This window comes from Pseudoalteromonas sp. AS71 (genome assembly GCF_038900275.1).
Taxonomy (GTDB): Bacteria; Pseudomonadota; Gammaproteobacteria; order Enterobacterales; family Alteromonadaceae; genus Pseudoalteromonas.
This window is the reverse complement of sequence record NZ_JBBMQZ010000002.1, coordinates 216,165-237,467: the sequence shown is the minus strand read 5'-3', so window position 1 is coordinate 237,467 and position 21,303 is coordinate 216,165. Positions and strand designations below refer to the sequence as shown.

The following is a 21,303-nucleotide window of genomic DNA, read 5'->3' as shown; positions in this document are numbered from 1 at the left end:
CTAAATGGGGGGAATCAACATGAAAACTTGTATTAACTGCAATTAATCAACAAGCATAATAGTAGACGCCACTTTTTAAATTAAGTTCATAAAAATATCAAAACTTTTTAGAGCAATTTAACTTTTAATTAGCGATAACATTTGTTGCTCATCAAATTTAGTAAAGCTCATTGATTTATCAGTAAATAACGCATCTACAAGAGCTTGTTTGTCTTGTTGCATTTTAAATACTTTTTGCTCTATTGAATTATTCATTATGAGCTTATAAACAAATACCGGGTTAGTTTGGCCAATACGGTAAGCTCTATCAGTCGCTTGCTTTTCTACAGCAGGGTTCCACCATGGATCAAAGTGAATAACGGTATCGGCTTGTGTTAGGTTAAGGCCTGTACCGCCGGCTTTTAAGCTAATTAAAAACACAGATGTTTTACCACTGGTAAACTCGTCGATTACTTTATCTCTGTGGCGCGTTTGGCCTGTAAGCATACTAAAGTTAATATTTGTTTCTTCAAGGCGTTGGGCTATTAAATCGAGTGCCGATGTAAACTGACTAAATATAATAATTTTACGACCGAGACTTAACATAAGCGGTAAGTGTGTTGTTAACCATTCAAGCTTAGCAGAACCAGCCTGAGTATCTGGATCTATTAATTTAGGGTGACAGCAAATTTGCCTAAGTTTTAATAACGCCTCTAAAAATGCAAGCTTACTTTTTTGTGCACCTTGCTCAGCAAATAAGTCGATTAGCTTTTCTTCTAATGAACGTGTAATGCCCTGATACATTTCTTTTTGCTTAGGCTCAAACTCAAATTCTTTAGTTAGCTCTGTTTTTTCGGGAAGCTCTTGCGCTACTTGTGCTTTAGTGCGGCGCATTATAAAGGGCATAATTAACGCTTTTAACTGCTCAGCTCTCTCCATATCAGCTTCACGCTCAATAGGCGTTTGAAAATGCAGCTTAAAGTGCGCTTGAGAACCAAGTAAAGATGGCATAGCAAAATCGAGTAACGATTTGAGCTCAAGTAAATTATTCTCGATTGGAGTGCCACTTAAACAAAGTTTAAAGTCGGCATTTAAACGTTTCACTAATCGCGACACCTGTGCGGTATCGTTTTTAATGTATTGAGCTTCATCGAGAATTATATTTTCAAAATATAAAGGCGAGTAATAAGCTATATCACGTTTTAACAATGGGTATGTAGTGAGTATGCATTGGGCTTGTGCTAAGTGTTGTAAAGGTTCGTTACGGTTTGATCCAAATATAGTGGTAACTTTTAAACTTTTAGCAAACTTAGTAATTTCATTTTCCCAATTACTCACCAAGCTAGTTGGACATACAATTAGTGTAGGACCCGCTTGCGGACGATTAAACGTGCTCGCTAAAAACGCAATAACTTGCAGTGTTTTCCCAAGCCCCATGTCATCAGCTAAAATACCACCTAATTTATGACGCTTTAAAAAACTAAGCCAGTCAACACCTTGCTGTTGGTACTCACGAAGGGTTACCGAGTCATTCAAGCCATGTAAAGAAACCTTTGGCATTGCGGTATCGGTATTGTTTAGCTCTTGCAAGTATCGCTCAAGCGAGTCGTCATGCAACTCTACGTTTATGGCTGTGTGCTTTACAAGCTCTGGCAAATACGAAAGCGGAATATTAAATTCGTCCCGTGTTTTTACAAACTCAAAACGCTCTTTAAATTCATCTAATAAGTTAATTGCAGACTTATTAATAACTCCAAATTCACGACCGAGCGGATAGTAGTAAAATAACTCACTTTGTCGGTTTAACGACTGATATAGCGGATCTGTATTGGTAAATAAAAGAGCTGCTTTTGCATCACATAGCAGTACTTTACAGTGCATTTGATGCCCTGCAGCACGGTGTACATGTAAGCTAACTTCACACTGCGGATTAGGACTCGTTACTTTACTTACACTTACCTGCCAACCACGTTGTTTAAAACCAGGAAATACTTCGTATATAAGCCAATGCAAATGGATAGGAGATTGCTTTGTAAATACAAGTTCACTTTGTAAACCCCCTTTACAAAATTCAAATCCTAGGTTTATTAGCTCATTCGTTACTGTATTTTCAAAAGCACTATTAATAGTACTTGCAGGTGCAGAACCCGCTAAATAATTTTTATTTTTATACTTAAATAATAACGAAAGTGATAAACCTTGATCGCCCATCGTTACTTTTAAAACAGCATTACTAGAGATTTTAGGTAACGTTGGCTGCAAGTTAGTAGGATGAGGTATTACACCTGCGCCAAAATTATCGGCAAGTTGTTTGTAAATTCGATCAAAATTAGCATCGTGCAAAGCAGGCATAGTTTGTAAATGTGCTATTTCGTCTGCACTTAATGGTGTGCGAAGACGACCCGCTTTTAAATGATCCAAATCGAGGTAAGTAGGTGGTGTTGTTTTTAATAAAGCCCAGTTTTGAGTTTGCTCAAGCTTAATAACTAATTGAGAAAGGTCTTTATCTTGCTCCCAACTAAAACTTAATGCTTGGCCCGATTGTGCTTTTATTGGTACTCGAGAGCGCTGAAAAAACAAGCGTTCTGTAGCTATAAGTTGTTGTAAGGCACTAAAGCCCCATTGACCTTTTAGCTCAATACTTCCCACTGCATTTTGTGAGCGTATCCAACTAAATAATCTAAAGTCACTTTCGAGTAAATCACTCGGCGTTACAAAACTATTTAACTGCTGCTCGGTTAAGTTTCGGCCTAATGTATAATTCTTTTTAGTCTCAACATTCGCTATTTTAGGCGTTAAAAATACTTTGTTATTTTCAATATCTAATACAAACAATAACACTTGCGAAGGTATATTGTGCTCACCACTTTTAAGTGCGCTTAATTCGCTAAACCAGTCATTAATAAAGTAATCTTCGCCGTACTCACCAGAATGCTCAATTTTAAGCTTAAATAAAATAGCGGCCAAGTGTCGACATTTGGTTTTTGCATTACATGTACAGTGCGTATCAACAGAATAACCAGTTGGTACTTTACTGATCTCAATACGTTGGTTAAACGATGATCCGTTATCCACTTGAACAGTAGAGTCAACAACAGAAAAATTAGGCGTGTGTTCTAACCAAGTGATCTGGCCTTTTTTATAATATTCTTTTCCTTTATCTAGGACATTTTGACGGAAAAGTTTTTTAATAAAGCGTTCAGACAGAGGAAACTGGGTAGCCTGCTCATTTTTAATTTCTTCAAAAATAGCCATTAAATCATTTTTTGATAAGTTAGCAGACATGTCACTCTAAGCATTAAATTTTAAAAATAATTCTGCCAGTATATGCCTTATGTGCTCTGAGCTAAAGCACTATTAACAAGTTATAAACTGGTTGGAGCTGATAGCTTAGTAAAAAACCGGTTTATAGGTAAAAATCAGTATAAAATTTAGCTAAATGATAGACCCTGCATATAAGTACAAAGAATAATCTAGGTATTACAGATCACGATTTTACTAACCATAATAATAAATCAAGAAAGTGATGCTAAAAAGAAGGGAGCAGTTAGTAAAAAAGTGATCTTGAAGAGATAATATGGTTGTTTGAAGAGGAATTTCGCTAGTAAAGATCAGATTTTTACTAACAAAACAATCTGTCAGATCACTATTTAACTAAGTAAACGAGACTGACAGATCATTATTTAACTAACTAATTAAAAGCACTTAATAACTTAGTTAATTGCTCTAAGCGTCTGTCTGTCATCACTTTATTGTCAATTTTGATAGACACATCGCCGCTTTTTAAATTGCGTTGTACTGATATAAATTTATTTTCTAGTACAGCTTCACGTTTAACGGCCACTTGTGGCTCAGCTGTTAAGCATTTAGTGATTGCCATTGCACGCTTGTCGTCGCTTGTGATCGCATTTAGCTCTTCATCGCTAGCTAGGGCTAAAACCAATTGCTTAAACGCCTCTTGGTCGCGCTCCTTTGCGCTCACAAGCTTTTTAGCTACTTCACGACCTACATGATTTGCAGTAGGGTAAAGCGCAATAACATCGGCAGGTATTTGCTCATACGCCTTGATGGCATCTGCAATTGCAGTGTGCGATACACCTTCAATGGCGGCTATTTCTCTGTAAGATCCTTTTTTACCTTGTTCAATTAACTCATTTTTTGTTTGTTGGTAAGCTTGTCCTAGCTCCCATAAGCTCGGGGCAATGTACTGATCTGAAGATACGGCTAAAATTTTAGCATCTTGATCAGTAAAATCGCTTGAACTAAGTACCAAATAATCTGCGTTACCTAAAATACACGCCATACGACGGCGAGAGCCCGCTAAAACTAAGCTTGTTTCACCTTGATCCCAAAGTAGAGCAGGATGCTGATTACGGCCATCATCACGAATCGCAGGAAGAATATCTGATACTGACTTTTCGTTTAGCAGTGACTGTACACGGCGGTTTTTACCATATACACCTGTAGTAGATTCAATATCAGCGTGTGAGATCACTTTACAAACAAGCGTTATCTGGCGCCCAGGATCGCTCGGTGCCGGCATTCTAATTACATCGCCAGCATTGGCCTGTTCTAATAATGCGTCAAGGCTACTGCTACCTACAGCGGTTGCAAAAGGATCTAAGCGGGTGTCATTTTTACGTTTTTTAGCCATTTTTATTTAACATCCTTACTTAGGGGAATTGAGTGTTGACTGAGTTGACTGCCAATTTGAACGAATAAGCATCTCTAGTTCATCGACCACATCTTTAATATTTTCTTGGGCGCGCATTAACGATTCACGACTTGCTAAGCTGTCTGACGCTTTTTGATCAAAAATAGTATTAAAAGATGATGAACTTGCTGTAATTGCCGAGCTGTGATTAATTGGGTAGCTCATAACTTGGCGACCAAATGCACTACGGACATCTTTAACGATATCGCGCTGTGAGTGATTACCCTTTACATAGTTGGTAACTAAAAACTGCATAAAGTCCCAACCTTCGTGGCCTAGTGCCGCTACGGTATGGTAAATCTCACCTAATCGTTTTAAATATTTATTGTTAGCGTCAAAATCTACAGCTTCTGGGTGAACAGGGATCAACATTGCTGTAGATGCCATTAATGCATTATAAAACATAAAGTTAAGGGTAGGTGCTGTATCAATTAAGATAATATCAAATTCATCTTTAACAGGGTCAATAACTTTTTCTAGTAACTTATGGTAGTGACGAGTTTGCTCATAATTTGAGGTATCTTTGAGTAATGTTGCCGTTTCGTGCTCAAAGTAAAAATCATCCATACCTGAAGGCAAAACACGAATATTTGGGATATGCGTTGGTAAAAATGAATTAGATACAAATTCAGGCCATGTTTCGCCCTCATCTAAATCTATACAATCTCGCATTAAATCACCAACAGTAATAGGGTCATGCTCACTTGAAGGAAAAAAGCTTGAAGAAGAACCTTGAGGATCTAAATCTATTATACCAATGCGATAGCGCTTAATATTTGTCGTCGCAAGCGCTGCTGCGATATTAACCATACTAGTTGTTTTACCACAGCCGCCTTTAAGGGAGTTAATAACAATAACTTGAAGTTTGTCATCACCAGTACGATGATCTGGTTTAATATCCATAATATCAGCCATGGCAAAAATGTTTACTAACGTGTAAGCATAATGTCCATTAGCACCGCGTTTAATGTTTAAATCATCAAAGTCGCCATTGTCATGACGCCTTTTTAAAGTACGATTATTACAACCTAATAAATCTGCGGCTGCTTTTTGCGTATAGGTTCTTAATTCTTTTTCTTCTGATTTAAGATGCGCACGATAGTGCTGAATACGACCTTCTAATGATTTTTCAGCTACTTCGGCAGTTGCTTTTAAAAGCCGGTAGGTACTTAACGCGTTATTATTGATAGACATACTTTCTTCCTCAAAGTTAGGGAGTTAGTATAATGTCCATTCAATTTGCTGTAAACAACTATTTAAGACGACATGCATTTTAAAAACAAGACATTTAAAAATACTTTTACACCATTAATATTGCTTAGTATAAATAAAGAAGTTTAAAGGTGCTTAAATATATAAGGTAATAAAGGTTAAGGGCTTTAAATTGACACATAACATAATGATTTATATAAACAATGTTTAAAAAAGCAGATCAGCTTTATACTTGGTTAAGATCAGATCTTTATCTACCTGCAGATCAGCTTTTTACTAAGGCCTATTTTTAAAATAGAGTTATGCACAGGTTGCGCATAAAGTTATGAACAAAAAGAGCTTCGTAGATCAGCTTTTTACTAAGTAAATTATAAAGTTATGCACTTGTGCCACCATCAAAAGGTACGTTTAATTAGTATAGATCTGATCTGTACTTGGTACAGATCAGATCTATGCTAACTCGATAAGGCTTTATCCACAGGGCGATTTATTTTTACATGAATTTGTCGTGCTAAATTTTAAAATAAAGCGATTGTAATGGACAAAATAACAGCTGAGTTAGTAAAAAAGAGATTTGTAATAGCTCAGTTAGTATAAATATGATCTGAAATAAGAAGTTATGGACTCCACTTAGTAAAATAGTGATCTAAGCCTTTTATTTAAAGTCAGATCACTTTTATACTAACTTAAACATTTAACTTTTGCTGCTTAATGTGTTGTTATGAGCTGTCGCAATAAAAATGGAAATAAGAACAATGAGCCGAAAGGTCAACATCTCGGTAGATAACTTGCCCGATACACTTAGGGGCCAAATCCACGGGGTGGAAAGTGCAATAGATAACGAAAGTTTAGCACTATTTACAGATAACAAAGACGTGCGAATTTCTATTGAAAATGCAGCTCATGGATTACGTGCATATTCAAACACGTTTAATCATTATGATTTGTGGGGACGTTTTGTACGTTCTGGCTATAAAAAATTACCACTTGAAGAAGCACCTAAAAAAACAATTATCACGCGTAAAATATCTGAAAAAGTAGATGGTATTTTATACGATGGCGAAATAAAAATAACTCCCGCTGTTGTAAGTACGCGCAAAGATGGCGAAGACGTAGAATACCTTGTCTGGCCATCAGATAGAGAAGAAAAAGTTGAACGCGCACTTATTCGTTTGGCCTCTAAAGGCAAAATAGTCAAAATTAATTTTAAGTCCGGTATTCAATACGCGGTTGTTTTTTCTATGAACGAATTAGCCCAAGAGCTTAAAGCGGTAGGGCAGTCTATGCCATATCCTGCAATTAAAGAATCTCTTGAAGCATTGCAAGGTTCTAAACTTTCGTTTAAATATTCTGCAACAGATACTAAAAATTCTGATATAGATGATTCGTTTTACGAGTCAAATATGAACTTTTTATCGTCACTTCATTTTAGCGGCAAGAAGGGTCAGGGTGGCAATGTAAAATGTGTCGCCTGTTTAAATGCATTTGTTCATAACATGATTGATAACCTTGAATACAAAGGTTATTACTTTAATAGTGCACAAGAATTAAAACGTGGATTATCGCGTTGGATGATGCTGCGTTTGTATCATCTTTGGCGTTATGCTGCGCCAGGTAAAACTTATCATTTTAGACTGCTGTCTATCATGGAAAAATATGGCTCTATTTATTCAACGGATGATATTACCGAAAATAAATTAAAAGCGCTGCGTCGTGATATGACCACTACTATGAAAGACTTGATTGAAAAAGGCGCAATATCAGAATACAGTATTACTAATGTAAAAGATGATAAAACAGGTAATATTATTGATTACACCTACGAAATGCATCCATCTGATCAGTTTTGTGATGAAATACTTACACTGAATAAACACAACAAACGCATTGAAATTCAAGGTGGTAAACGAATTGTTGAAAATGCAGTGCTGATTGATGAAGATAAAATCGAAGAGATAGTAGAAAAGTAATAAACATTATTTAAATACTTAAACACATTACCAAAAAGGCCACATATTGTGGCCTTTTTAACATAATCACTATCGATCTACCTGCTCTAAATATAGCCTATCGACTAAAAAATCGTACTCGCGTTTACGCGGGTGAGCTTCTGGTTTTTGATAGTCAGGTAATATACCTAATTTTACGTCTGGCTCTGGATTAATCAAAATAAAGGGCAATGCGGCACTAACATGATAGCGGTTTTGTGCAGTATATCTCACATTAACTTGTGGGCTTACACGAGTGGGGCGACGAATCCTTAGTTTTTCTTTTTCACCTAAGCTGGCAACTCGTAACTGTTCTTGAGCTACAAGTGATTGCCATTTTTGTTGATCAATCATTCTTGGATTTCTATAACCGGCCGATTTATCGAGCATCTCGAGAGCCATTTTTTTTGTTAGCGTTTTTGTTGCGTGTTTGTGCATCCAAGTAAATCTAACTGAAAATGGAGAGTCACTTTCACAATGAATTTTGCGATATGCAGCAAGTGTAATTAAATTCGGCATCGCATTATGAACAGCTTCAAAACGAGCATCGTTATTATCTATTGCAACTATGCATGCTTTAAAGTCTGCTTTAGCTTTATTTACTTGAGCAATTCGGTTATTTAATGCTTCTTTATTAGCATTTTTTATAACTAACAAACCGGGATGGCGCTTTAATACACGACTACTTAAGCCTTCTTTTTTATAAATATCGGTAAACGAATTGAGAATAGCCCTATGGGCTATGTCACCAGATATTTTTTCGGTGATAATTGACTCTGGAACAATATTCTCATTAAGACTACTAATATCAGGAAGTCGATAATACTCAGCTTTTGAATAGTCACATTCTTTAAGCTCTTCAACTAACCTTACCGTCAGTTCATTCATTAAATCGAACTGACTTCTAATTTGAACTTTACTTACCATAACCCACCAAGAACACATCTTACTTAAAAGGATTATCGCATATTTCTTAGCTATTTGATTATTTTTTACTAAGTTTTACTCAGTGCTAAGATTTAAATTTTAAATCAAATAAGTATGATGTGTTCTTTTAACTGTGCTTTTTAATATAGTTAAGCAGCGCGTATACGATTGCATGCAGTCAGGAGCAAAGCAAAGCATAGTAGGGGAATGCAAGAGGCGGCAAACCAACAAAACATGTACAACATCTTAATTAAACTATTACTTAAAAGGTGAAACACTCTGCTGATATATTATTTAAATAGTGGAACAGTATTGAGAACGCCATACGCATAAGCAATCGCATACCTTGAAAATACTCATCTCTTATTATATGTAGCTATGTAACGCCTTATCACACAATTTAACAACATCCTACTTGATAGATATAATATTTTATTTAACCTGTAAAGTTAAGATTACAATAGATTGAGTTTAAGCATGATGTGTTCTCAATCAAACTGTTCACTAATGTTACTTTGCTACATTCTATCTCCAAGTAGCTAAAATATAACCAATTGTATTTTATCTCATTGTTTTATAATGTTTTAAATTAAATTAAAAACAAACTTATCAAGTGGCAATAATTCAATTTTTGGCTATAAACCTCATAAATACTTACCTCATAACTAAATAATTAGTAAATAGTGAATTTAGTCCTTGAACTTAGGTGCCTGCATACGTTAATTTCTTCTTATCAGGTAATGTAGGAATGAGGAAAGAACATGCAATCGTGGAACCCAAATAGCTGGAGAGAGCTGCCAATACTGCAGCAACCACAGTACCCAGATCAAGAAATACTAAAATCAGTTGAAGGCCAATTAAAGACGGCTCCGCCTTTAGTTTTTGCTGAAGAAACGAGAAGTTTATTTAAACAACTTGAAGACGTGTGCGAAGGTCGTGCATTTTTACTTCAAGGTGGTGACTGTGCAGAATCATTTAGTGACTTTAATGCCGCTAATATTCGCGATACGTTCAAAACAATCTTACAAATGGCTGTTGTATTAACTTACGGCGGTAAATGCCCTGTAGTTAAAATTGCGCGTATGGCGGGTCAATATGCTAAACCACGTTCAGCAGACTTAGAAACAATTAATGGTGTGTCTTTACCATCTTATCGTGGCGACATCATTAATAATATTGAGTTTACGGAAGAAGCGCGTATCCCAGATCCACAACGTTTAATGACTGCATATCACCATAGCGCGGCAACATTAAACTTATTACGTGCATTTGCACAAGGTGGCCTTGCCGATCTTCACCAGGTTAACCGTTGGAACATGGGCTTTGTAGCTGCAAACCCACTTAAAGAAAAATACCAACAACTTGCAGACAAAATTCAAGACGCACTCGAATTTATGGAAGTGTGCGGAATTAACTCTACAATTGCGCCAAGCTTAAAAGAAACTGATTTATATACCTCTCACGAAGCATTACTACTTGGTTACGAAGAAGCGCTTACTCGTCGCGACCACTTATCAGGTGACTGGTACGATTGTTCTGCTCATTTTGTATGGATTGGTGAGCGTACACGTCAACTTGACCATGCACATATTGAGTTTTTCAAAGGTATTAAAAATCCTATCGGTGTTAAAGTTGGCCCAGGTATGGAACCTGATGACCTAATTCGTTTAATTGATGCATTAAACCCAGATAACATTCCTGGTCGCTTAACGCTAATTACACGCATGGGTGCAGACGTACTACCAGAAAAACTTCCAGCCCTCGTAAGAAAAGTTCAGCAAGAAGGTCGTAAAGTAATTTGGAGCTCTGATCCAATGCACGGCAATACTGAAAAAGCGACGTCAGGATACAAAACGCGTAACTTCGACAATATCATGCGCGAGATCAGCCAATTCTTCGCAGTTCATAAAGCTGAAGGTTCATACGCAGGTGGTGTTCATCTAGAAATGACAGGCCAGCACGTAACAGAGTGTACTGGTGGTGCTTACGGTTTATCTGACGATGACTTAGCACAGCGTTATAAAACGCAGTGTGACCCACGTCTTAATGCCGACCAAGTATTAGAGTTAGGCTTTTTAGTAGCTGACTTACTAAAAGACGCACGTAAATAATATTTGTTAATATTAAAAAAACCGCTTAAATGCGGTTTTTTTGTTTTTAGTCTCATCAATTAGTTAGTACTTACGTCGCTCTAGGTCTGTCTCTGTCAGTATCTTTGCAGATATCTCTTCTACCGAATGATGCGTAGAATTAAAGTAAGCAATTTTATGACGCTTATAAAGCATTTCTACTTCACGCACCTCAATACGACACTGTTTAATAGATGCATACTTAGAATTAGCCATACGTCTATGCCTTATAGCCGCAAGTCTTTCAGGGTCAATCGTAAGCCCAAATAACTTATGTTTATAAGGTATTAAGCACTTAGGTAAACCCTCATTATCTAAGTCTTCTTCTGTAATAGGATAGTTAGCCGCTTTAATGCCATATTGTAGCGCTAAGTATAAGCTGGTTGGTGTTTTACCACTTCGGCTAACACCAATTAAAATAATGTCAGCTTCAGAAAAGTTTTTAATATTGCCGCCATCATCATTCATAAGAGCATAGTTAACTGCATCAATTCTAAAATCATAACTTTTTTCATGAATAGAATGCGTGCGGTGCATTTTTGGAACAGGGGCTACATCTAGTTCTTTTTCTATTTTTTCGCTGTATGTAGTTAAAAAATCATAGGTCACTGCATCAGCCGATTTTATAATTTCACTCAAACTATGATTTACAAAAGTAAAAAACACGAAAGGCTTTTCGCCGGTTTTTGCAGCTGTCGCATTAATTAATGCTTTAATTTCGCGGGCTTTTTCTTCAGTTTCTACAAATGGAATTGTTTTATGATTAAAATCGATAGGGAACAACGACAAAGTAGCATGCCCAAACACTTCTGAAGTAATAGCTGTTCCATCTGATATATAAAAAGCAGTTCTCATAATTAACCTTTTTATTGCGTTTAAATCCCTAAAATGGGTTTCTCACGGTTTACGTGAGGACTATTGCCAGTGTAGAATGATGGTGACCTTTATAAAAGGTTTTCTTTCTTAACTCTCACAGTTAGACCTACAATTAGTTTTTTTTGGAGAAAGATCCGTGCAAGAATACGTTCTCTGGTATCAAGAGCTTGGTATGCAAGATGTTCCTCGAGTTGGCGGTAAAAACGCATCACTTGGTGAAATGATTTCAAACCTAGCAAACGCTGGTGTACAAGTACCGGGTGGTTTCGCAACTACCGCAGATGCTTTTAATGAGTTTTTAGATCAATCAGGACTCACAGCAAAAATTCACGACATTCTAGATACACTTGATGTTGATGATGTAAATACACTCGCTAAAGTCGGTGCAGACATCCGCCAATGGATAATCGACACACCATTCCAACCAAACCTAGATCAAGCCATTCGCGACGCATATAGCCAACTCCACGGCGACACTACAGCAGATGTTTCATTTGCAGTGCGTTCATCAGCTACCGCTGAAGATATGCCAGATGCATCATTCGCAGGCCAGCAAGAAACTTTTCTAAACGTAGTTGGTATCGATTCAGTAATGGTCGCTATTAAACACGTATTTGCTTCATTATTTAACGACCGTGCAATCTCGTATCGTGTTCACCAAGGTTACGATCACCGTGGTGTAGCATTATCAGCGGGTATTCAACGCATGGTACGTTCAGATAAATCAGCATCTGGCGTAATGTTTAGTATTGATACAGAGTCTGGTTTTGAAGACGTTGTATTTATTACATCAAGCTACGGCTTAGGTGAAATGGTTGTACAGGGCGCAGTTAACCCTGATGAGTTTTATGTTCATAAACCAACACTCCTAAAAAACAAACCTTCAGTAGTACGGCGTAACATTGGCTCTAAAGCCATTCAAATGATTTACTCAGAAGACAAAGCACATGGTAAGCAAGTAGACATCGTTGATGTTGCCCCTGAGCTTTCAAATAAATTTTCGATTACAGATGAAGAAGTGCAAGACCTTGCCAAGCAAGCTGTAATCATTGAAAAACATTACGGTCGTCCAATGGACATCGAATGGGCAAAAGACGGTAACGACGGCAAACTATATATCGTTCAAGCTCGTCCAGAAACTGTTCGCTCAAACGAAGACGCTAACGTTATGGAACGTTTTCAATTAAACGGTACTAGCAACGTTGTTGTTGAAGGCCGTGCAATTGGTCATAAAATTGGTAGCGGTGTTGTTCGTGTTCTTGATTCAATCAAAGAAATGGATCAGGTACAAGTAGGCGACATTTTAGTAACCGATATGACCGACCCTGATTGGGAACCAATCATGAAACGTGCAGCAGCGATTGTTACAAATCGTGGTGGGCGTACATGTCATGCGGCAATCATTGCACGTGAACTAGGTATTCCAGCAGTTGTTGGTTGTGGCAACGCAACTGATTTAATTAAAGCGGGTCAAGAAGTAACCGTATCGTGCGCCGAAGGCGATACCGGCTTTATTTACGAAGGTATTTTAGATTTTGAAATACTAACGTCACGCGTTGATAAAATGCCAGAACTACCAATGAAAGTTATGATGAACGTGGGTAACCCCGATCGTGCATTTGACTTTGCACGCTTACCGCATGCAGGTGTTGGCCTTGCGCGAGTTGAATTTATTATCAACCGTATGATTGGCGTTCATCCAAAAGCATTATTAAATTTTGATGCTCAAACAGATGCATTAAAAGCAGAAATCACAGATATGATTGCCGGTTACGAATCACCAGTAGAGTTTTATATAACAAAACTGGTTGAAGGTATTTCTACTCTAGGTTGTGCATTTGCACCAGAGCGTGTAATTGTTCGTATGTCTGATTTTAAATCAAACGAATACGCAAACCTAGTTGGCGGCCAGCAATACGAGCCGGAAGAAGAAAACCCAATGATTGGTTTTCGTGGTGCCGCACGTTATATCTCAGAAGATTTCCGCGATTGTTTTGCACTAGAGTGTGAAGCTATTAAACGCGTTAGAAATACAATGGATATGCAAAACATAGAAATCATGATCCCATTCGTACGTACCCTTGAAGAAGGCAAACGCGTAATTGAACTACTAGAAGAGCATGGCCTTAAACGTGGCGAAAATGGTCTTAAAGTAATCATGATGTGTGAACTTCCTTCAAATGCATTACTTGCTGATGAATTTTTAGAAATGTTTGATGGTTTTTCTATCGGCTCTAACGATTTAACACAGCTAACGCTTGGTCTTGATCGTGACTCTGGTTTAATTGCACATTTATTTGATGAACGTAATCCAGCAATTAAAAAGCTACTTTCTATGGCTATTAAAACAGCTAAAGAAAAAGGAAAGTACGTTGGTATTTGTGGACAAGGTCCTTCAGATCACGAAGACTTTGCAGCATGGTTAGTAGAGCAGGGCATTGACTCTGTTTCATTAAACCCAGATACAGTAATAGAAACATGGTTGTACCTAGCTAAAAAATTAGCAAAGTAACAAGTATGTAAGCTATAAAAATGCCAGCAATTTATTGCTGGCATTTTTATTTGTTAAATTAAAAGTAAATTAGCGGGCTAATTTTTTATCCAAATAGGCACACGACTTAGTTAATGCCTTTTGGCACAGTGATAAGTAATGTCGTGCTTTAGGATAGTAAGGCGAAAAACATAATAAACCCGCCATAAAAAATATGAGTGATGGACCAGGTACAATAGCAAAAAATGATCCTAGCAAAATAAATAACACACCAATGATCTGTAATAGTAATTTTTTCATATAACACGCCTCGCTAATGGTTAACTTGAGTATAATTTAAGCTGGATTAAAATCGACTAAAAGAGTGTTACAAACTGTAAAATCTTCAATTTCTATTCGCCATCACCATGATATAATTAGTCAAATGCCCTAAAATATCGCCGTCATGATAGCAACAATTACACAGCAAGATGCCGCGACAGAACTTGTCGCTAATTACCTAAGTACCATTAAAAATAAAGGTTTTACCGGAGATACCGATGCAAGTTATGCAACGCGTATTACTGCTTCAACCGATAACAGTGTGTATCAGCAAATACCGCAAGGTGTTATTTTTCCAAAAAACGAAAAAGATATTCAACTCGCATTGCAAACAGCATCTCGTGACCCGTTTTTATCATTAACGTTTGGTCCTCGTGGCGGTGGAACAGGTACTAACGGTCAATCGCTAACACCTGGTATTGTTGTAGATTTGTCACGCTATATGCGCGAAATTATTGAAATTAATGTAGAAGAAGGCTGGGTACGGGTTCAAACTGGCGTCATAAAAGATCAGCTTAATGATTTTTTGAAACCTTATGGCTTTTTCTTCTCACCCGATTTATCTACCAGTAACAGGGCAACTATTGGTGGCATGATAAGTACTGACGCATCGGGGCAAGGTTCGTTAGTTTACGGCAAAACAAGCGACCATGTTTTAGGGTTGACAACTTATTTAGTTGACGGCACACCTATGTGCACTTCACCAATCGACATCGATAAAGCAAAAATTATAGCCGACCAAGACTCACTTATTGGCAATTTATATAAAACAGTTTTAGATATTTCGATTAATGAACGCGCTGCTATTTTAGCTAAGTTTCCTCGGTTAAATCGTTTTTTAACCGGGTACGACCTAGAGCATGTACTAAGTGATGACTTACTTACTTTTGACATGAGCCGACTAATCACCGGGTCAGAAGGGTCATTAGGTATAGTAACTGAAGCTAAATTAAACCTGACGCCTATTGCCGAGTTTAAAACGCTTATTAATATTAAGTACGATAGTTTCGATTCAGCATTACGCCATTCACCATTTTTAGTCGATGCACGCGCAACATCAGTAGAAACAGTTGATAGCAAAGTTTTAAACTTAGCGCGCGAAGATATCATTTGGAATTTAGTATCGGACTTAATAACCGACGTACCAAATAAAGATATGCAAGGCCTTAACATGGTCGAGTTTAATGCAGTATCAAACGATGATATAAAAGACAAAGTAGACACGCTTTGTAAACTTCTAGATGAATGCGTAAAAAATCAAACTAATGGCGTTATTGGTTATCAGTTAACTAGTGATAAAAGCGACATACTAAAAATTTACGCAATGCGTAAAAAGTCAGTGGGTTTATTAGGTAATGTTAAAGGCAGTCAAAAACCGCTCGCTTTTGCAGAAGATACCGCCGTACCACCAGAAAACTTAGCAGATTATATTGTCGAATTTAGAGCTCTGCTCGACAGTCATAATTTACAATATGGTATGTTTGGTCATGTTGATGCAGGGGTTTTACACGTACGCCCGGCACTTGATATGTGCGACCCAGAACAAGAAAAACTACTTAGAACTATTTCAGATCAAGTAGTAAAACTCACCGCTAAATACGGCGGTTTAATGTGGGGCGAACACGGTAAAGGTTATCGTAGTGAATATAGCCCTGAGTTTTTTGGTGAGCATTTATATACCCAACTTCGTAAAATAAAAACAGCATTCGATCCTAACAACCGAATTAACCCCGGCAAAATATGCACTCCTATTGATAGTGAAGACTCACTAGTTAGTGTGGATGGACAAAAGAGATCGCACTTCGATAAGCAAATATCAATAGAAGTTAAAACTAGTTTTAACAATGCAATGACCTGTAATGGTAATGGCATATGCTTTAATTACGATGAAAACTCACCTATGTGCCCATCGTATAAAGTGACTGGTGATCGTCGTAATTCACCAAAAGGACGTGCAAGTTTAATGCGCGAATGGCTTCGTCTGCAAGAGTCAAAAAATGTAGATTTGCTCGAAGTAGAAAAACAGCTTAATAAAGGTGAAGTGATTACCTGGTGGGAACGTTTTGTTCATAGCCGCGAAAAACGAAAAGGTATTTACGACTTTTCACACGAAGTTAAAGCGTCAATGGATGAGTGTTTAGCATGTAAAGCATGTACAACTGCCTGCCCAATAAAAGTAGATGTTCCTACTTTTCGTTCACGCTTTTTAAATTATTATCATAGTTATTATGCGCGCCCGTTAAAAGATTACCTTGTTGGCAATATAGAAAATAGCGCGCCATTAATGGCAAAATTTGCAAAAGTTATAAACCCAATTGTTAAAACATCATTAGTCAGTAATGTTATTAAAAAAACCGTTGGTTATGTTGATACACCACAGTTAAGTATTCCAGCACTTTCAAAGCGTGTTACTAAAGTACAACAATTTGATTTTGATTTATTAAATAAATTAAATGCAGAACAACAAAGCGAATACGTATTAATAGTACAAGACCCATTTACGAGTTTTTACGAAGCAGAACTAGTGGAAAGCTTTATTACTTTAATAACCCAGCTTGGTAAAAAACCAATGCTATTACCATTTAAACCAAATGGTAAGCCTCAACACGTAAAAGGTTTTTTGCATGAGTTTAAAGTAACTGCAAAAAATGCCGCCGAGTTTTTAAATAAACTAAATGACATTAATGCACCGTTAGTCGGTTTAGATGCGTCACTCGTTATGTGTTATCGCGATGAATATAATACAATTTTAGAAAATAACCGTGGCAAATTTAACGTGCAACTTGCGCATGAGTGGTTAGAAACACAATCATTCAAAGGGTTAACTGCCAAACAAAATACTGATACCGAATTTTCATTATTAAGTCACTGTACTGAAACAACCGCATTGCCAAAAGCCGCAAATGTATGGCAAACAATTTTTAATGATATTGGTTTAACATTAAAAACAACAAATACAGGTTGTTGTGGAATGGCGGGAACTTATGGCCACGAAGCTCAAAATCAAGATAACTCACGTGCGCTTTACGAAATGAGCTGGAAACCAATTGTAGATAAAAACAAACCAGAGCAACTTTTATCTACCGGCTTTTCGTGTCGTAGCCAAGTTAAACGTTTTGAAAAGTTTAAACCAAAACACCCAATTGAATTACTAGCTCAAGCTCTAAAATAACTTTATAAAATAAGAGTACTTAAATAGATTTATTAAATTAGTTCTTAAGCAAAAAAGGCGTAACAATTAACTTCATCAATAATGAAAGTAATCGTTATGCCTTTTTTAAATCTATTATTTTAATTATCTAATTTAAATAACTGTTTTAAAAACTACTTTTTAGCAAAGCTATCTGCAATAGGTTTAGTGCTAATGCCGTGTATAAATACACTAAATAAAATAGTCGTCATTGCTATTGTCGCAATTTGATATTTGTTTTCTATTTGAGTATCTATAACCATCAATGTAAAAACAATTGATGCTAAACCTCTTGGTCCAAACCACGCAAATGTAAAACGCTCTTTAATATTCAATGCCGTAAACTGTAGTGACAACATAACTGGAATTATTCTAATTAATGTTGTACTTAACAAAGCGTAAATTATAATTTCAGCATTTAATTTAGGAATGACTAAGTAAGCGCAAACAAACCCGAACAAGCACCAAATCATTAGCGATGTAAAATCTGCTATGTGTTCTGAGTCTTCAATTAATTCTGTTCTTACTTCATCTGTTGAGAATTTATCAAACAATAAGCCTGCAATAAATACCGCAATAAACCCACTGCCATGAAAATACTGAGTAACAGAAAACACAGCCATAGCAAAACCGAGTAATAAAAACGGACTCGTATTTTGTGCAAAGTAATGGCGCTTCATAGCAAAATTTAAACACGGTATAAAAATAGCGATACTTGTAATTGCTATTAATAAAGCCAAACCAAGCTCTCGGCTAAATACGCTTAGTGTTTGCGTCGCAGTAATAGCTGAATCAGGATTTTTAGCGAGTAATATAAATATTAAAAATACAGGTACACACAAACCATCGTTCAAACCACTTTCTGTATTTATTCCTTCACGAATTTTTTCGGGCACTTGTGTACTTGCTAATAGCCCTTTGCTTAATGCGGCATCGGTAGGTGTTAAAATAATAGCGAGCAATGCTGCTTGAATAAGTGAAAGCTCAGCAAATAAAAATAAAGCAACGGCAATGCCTAGCAATAAAGTTAAGGGCAGGGCAATAAACAATAATAAACTAGGATACTGAAAACTATGCCTTAAAACACTTAACTTTGACTTAGCTGCATCTGAAAATAAAAATATACTCAGCGTGAGTTCTATAAAAGGTAGTAAGAGATCGACACCTTCTTTTATTTTATGCCCTTCATTGGGTAGTAACATAGCTAAACATATTCCGCCGACAACAAAAAACATCGGACCTGTTACTTCTGTTTTTTCTAACTGGCGAAGTGTTAAAGAATAAATTAAAAATAGTCCGCCTATAAATGCTATTACTAAGTACTCCATTAAATTTTCCTTTTAAGTCCTGATTTTGCTCGCTCTTTAATATTTGTTTGAATATAAATTTGATCGGTAGTCGCAATTTTAGAATGGCCTAAATCTTCTGATAAATGTTTAAGCGGTCTAGTTTGCGCATCATGTGTGGCACCAGTATGACGAAGCCAATGTGCAGTTGCAGCACCGAGTTGTTCAGCATCATCTTTAAAACCATCATCAAGTAATGACTGCTGCGCATAATCAAAACTTTGTTGAACTAAACGCCTGATTTGCCTTACGGTCATTCCACCCTGGCCACGAATTTTATGCACCAGTGGATCTGACTCATCAACACGGGGAAGGGCAGACAAACCTCTATATAATCTATAGCGTTTTAAATATTCAACAAAATCATCACTTAACGTTACATCTCGTAATTTATTACCTTTGCCCATTATACGTAAAAACCAAAATCCATCATTATCTTGCCAAAAATGAGACATTACCGGCGACCACTGCGGGCGCTCAGATAATTCTGAAATTCGTAAATAAAGACCTTTTAAGCAGGCAAGCGTAAATAAGTTTCGCTCTAAATCAGGGTTATGTTCGCATAAATCACGCGTTACACCAAAAACGTATTCCCATTGAATATCGCTTAATGTGTCTGGAATTTGAATTTGAGATTGAACAACTAAATACGGGCTATTTTTTTTAACGACAGGGACAAAGTTAGCAAATGTTTTTTCTTCTAGTAAAGCAAACTTATAAAAAACATTTAATGCTGTAAACATAGACGATAATGTTTGTTGGCTTGCAATGGATTCTTTAAGCATAAAAGGGCGCCAATTTTGGTTTAATCGACGAATACCTTGCTCATCTTTATAACGCCATTGCACTGAAGTGGCAGCCCAGGCTTTATCGGGTTCGACCATAAAATCAACGTAGGCTTCAATGTCTTCACGCTTTAAATCGAATACTGATTTTTTTGCTATTAACCACGACCATAAATAAAAGCGTTCGAGTTCATTTCGAAAACGACTATAAGTGGCTTCTGATTTTCGGCCATAAACATACAAAAACTGATATAAGAATATCAGATCGACCTTTGATTCAGTTACAGTCAAGCCAACTTCCTGTATAAAGGATGCAAGTTCTGGGTACTCTGAATTTAGAGTACCGTCATCTAGATGGGCAATTTGATATCTTAATTGTTTTAATGTATCAACCAAAGCAACAAGCATAATGTATAAATATTCAATTAAATAATAGAGTTACAGAATAACGTTAAAGTCCGATACTGTCTAGTATTGGACATAGTAAAGCTCTAATTATTTTAATACTGTAATTATTCTATGTTTGTTGGTTGCTATATCTTATTAAGGAAAAGTTATGAAAAAACTAATTATACTAAGCGTACTTGCTTTAACTGTTGCGTTAACTGGTTGTGCGACTACGGGTAGTGCATCACCAAGCGAAAAACGTTCACTTGTACAAAGTATGAAAGCAAACACGTTAGATAAATTATACGCTGAAAAACCTGATGTTAAAAAACAAATTGCTAATTCTGCTGGTTTCGCCGTTTTTGATAACGCTAACGTAAATGTTGTTTTAGCTAGTTTTGGTGGCGGTTACGGCGTAGTTAAAAATAACCTTACGGGTAAATCGACTTACATGAATATGGGCGAAGCCGGTTTAGGGCTTGGCTTAGGTGTAAAAGATTTTAATGTTGTAATGGTTTTTCATAACCAAGCTGCATTAAATAGATTTATTGAACATGGTTGGGCATTTGGCGGAAACGCTGATGCGGCAGCAAAATATGAAGATAAAGGCGGTGCACTGGTTGCCGAAGCAATTGCAGATCAAGTTACTGTATATTCTGTAACCGAAAATGGCCTTGCACTACAAGCCGTATTAAAAGGAACTAAGTTTTGGGTAGATTCAGAGCTTAATTAACCACCAAATTACTCTCCTAAAAGCGAGCTGGTTTGTACAATCACGCTCGCTTTATTAAAATACATGCAATTTAACATAACGTAATTTATGGGTATTGTTGATATGCATCTAACTTTTAAGAATTTTGCTTTTATTAGGCTAAGTAAACTTTAATCGATAATTAAATTTTTCTGATTGTAAAAAGTTACCTATTTTCAGTTGCGATAACTAATAAATTAGCTTGAT

At 36.6% G+C, this 21,303-nt stretch carries 13 protein-coding genes; 5 read left to right on the top strand and 8 right to left on the bottom strand.

Annotated features, from left to right (window positions below; genetic code table 11):
• Positions 1-117: 117 nt before the first annotated feature.
• The 3 genes from WNY98_RS02985 to WNY98_RS02975 all read right to left on the bottom strand — a co-directional run bounded on the left by WNY98_RS02985 (position 118) and on the right by WNY98_RS02975 (position 5,887).
• Positions 118-3,264 carry a DEAD/DEAH box helicase gene (locus tag WNY98_RS02985; RefSeq protein ID WP_342877083.1) on the bottom strand — a complete coding sequence of 1,049 codons (3,147 nt, stop codon included), beginning with the start codon at positions 3,262-3,264 and terminating at the stop codon, positions 118-120.
• A gap of 406 nt (positions 3,265-3,670) precedes the next feature.
• On the bottom strand, positions 3,671-4,633 hold the full coding sequence (locus WNY98_RS02980; RefSeq protein WP_342877082.1) for a transcriptional regulator: 963 nt from the start codon (positions 4,631-4,633) through the stop codon (positions 3,671-3,673).
• A gap of 15 nt (positions 4,634-4,648) precedes the next feature.
• Complete coding sequence (locus WNY98_RS02975; protein WP_024597882.1) at positions 4,649-5,887, bottom strand: AAA family ATPase; 1,239 nt, start codon at positions 5,885-5,887, stop codon at positions 4,649-4,651.
• A 773-nt stretch (positions 5,888-6,660) separates the two neighbouring features.
• Here WNY98_RS02975 and WNY98_RS02970 point away from each other — a divergent pair.
• Positions 6,661-7,875 (top strand): hypothetical protein, encoded by a 1,215-nt coding sequence (locus WNY98_RS02970; RefSeq protein ID WP_024591590.1) that lies wholly within the window; start codon positions 6,661-6,663, stop codon positions 7,873-7,875.
• Between the two features lie 69 nt (positions 7,876-7,944).
• Here WNY98_RS02970 and WNY98_RS02965 read toward each other — a convergent pair whose 3' ends face one another.
• The gene (locus WNY98_RS02965; RefSeq protein WP_342877081.1) at positions 7,945-8,820 is read right to left on the bottom strand and encodes a DNA replication terminus site-binding protein; all 876 of its coding nucleotides are present in this window, start codon (positions 8,818-8,820) and stop codon (positions 7,945-7,947) included.
• A 761-nt stretch (positions 8,821-9,581) separates the two neighbouring features.
• On the opposite strand from WNY98_RS02965, the gene WNY98_RS02960 reads away from it, so the two are divergent.
• Positions 9,582-10,931 carry a 3-deoxy-7-phosphoheptulonate synthase class II gene (locus tag WNY98_RS02960; protein WP_024597884.1) on the top strand — a complete coding sequence of 450 codons (1,350 nt, stop codon included), beginning with the start codon at positions 9,582-9,584 and terminating at the stop codon, positions 10,929-10,931.
• A 63-nt stretch (positions 10,932-10,994) separates the two neighbouring features.
• Here the strand turns inward: WNY98_RS02960 and WNY98_RS02955 are convergent, their stop codons facing one another.
• Positions 10,995-11,804 carry a pyruvate, water dikinase regulatory protein gene (locus WNY98_RS02955; RefSeq protein WP_024597885.1) on the bottom strand — a complete coding sequence of 270 codons (810 nt, stop codon included), beginning with the start codon at positions 11,802-11,804 and terminating at the stop codon, positions 10,995-10,997.
• Positions 11,805-11,961: 157 nt separating this feature from the next.
• Between WNY98_RS02955 and ppsA the strand changes: the two genes are divergently transcribed.
• Positions 11,962-14,337, top strand: coding sequence for a phosphoenolpyruvate synthase (ppsA, locus tag WNY98_RS02950; protein WP_024597886.1), 2,376 nt, complete (start codon positions 11,962-11,964; stop codon positions 14,335-14,337).
• Positions 14,338-14,406: 69 nt separating this feature from the next.
• On the opposite strand, the gene WNY98_RS02945 is transcribed toward ppsA, so the two are convergent.
• The gene (locus WNY98_RS02945; protein WP_342877080.1) at positions 14,407-14,616 is read right to left on the bottom strand and encodes a hypothetical protein; all 210 of its coding nucleotides are present in this window, start codon (positions 14,614-14,616) and stop codon (positions 14,407-14,409) included.
• A gap of 145 nt (positions 14,617-14,761) precedes the next feature.
• Between WNY98_RS02945 and WNY98_RS02940 the strand changes: the two genes are divergently transcribed.
• A complete protein-coding gene (locus WNY98_RS02940; protein ID WP_342877079.1) occupies positions 14,762-17,809 on the top strand; it encodes an FAD-binding and (Fe-S)-binding domain-containing protein in 3,048 nt (1,015 codons plus the stop codon).
• Between the two features lie 152 nt (positions 17,810-17,961).
• Here WNY98_RS02940 and WNY98_RS02935 read toward each other — a convergent pair whose 3' ends face one another.
• Positions 17,962-19,155 (bottom strand): cation:proton antiporter, encoded by a 1,194-nt coding sequence (locus WNY98_RS02935; RefSeq protein WP_294119962.1) that lies wholly within the window; start codon positions 19,153-19,155, stop codon positions 17,962-17,964.
• Positions 19,155-20,366 (bottom strand): tyrosine-type recombinase/integrase, encoded by a 1,212-nt coding sequence (locus WNY98_RS02930; protein WP_294119960.1) that lies wholly within the window; start codon positions 20,364-20,366, stop codon positions 19,155-19,157. The genes WNY98_RS02935 and WNY98_RS02930 overlap by 1 nt, the downstream gene beginning before the upstream one ends.
• Before the next feature lie 148 nt (positions 20,367-20,514).
• Between WNY98_RS02930 and WNY98_RS02925 the strand changes: the two genes are divergently transcribed.
• On the top strand, positions 20,515-21,078 hold the full coding sequence (locus WNY98_RS02925) for a YSC84-related protein (protein ID WP_024597891.1): 564 nt from the start codon (positions 20,515-20,517) through the stop codon (positions 21,076-21,078).
• Positions 21,079-21,303: the final 225 nt, after the last annotated feature.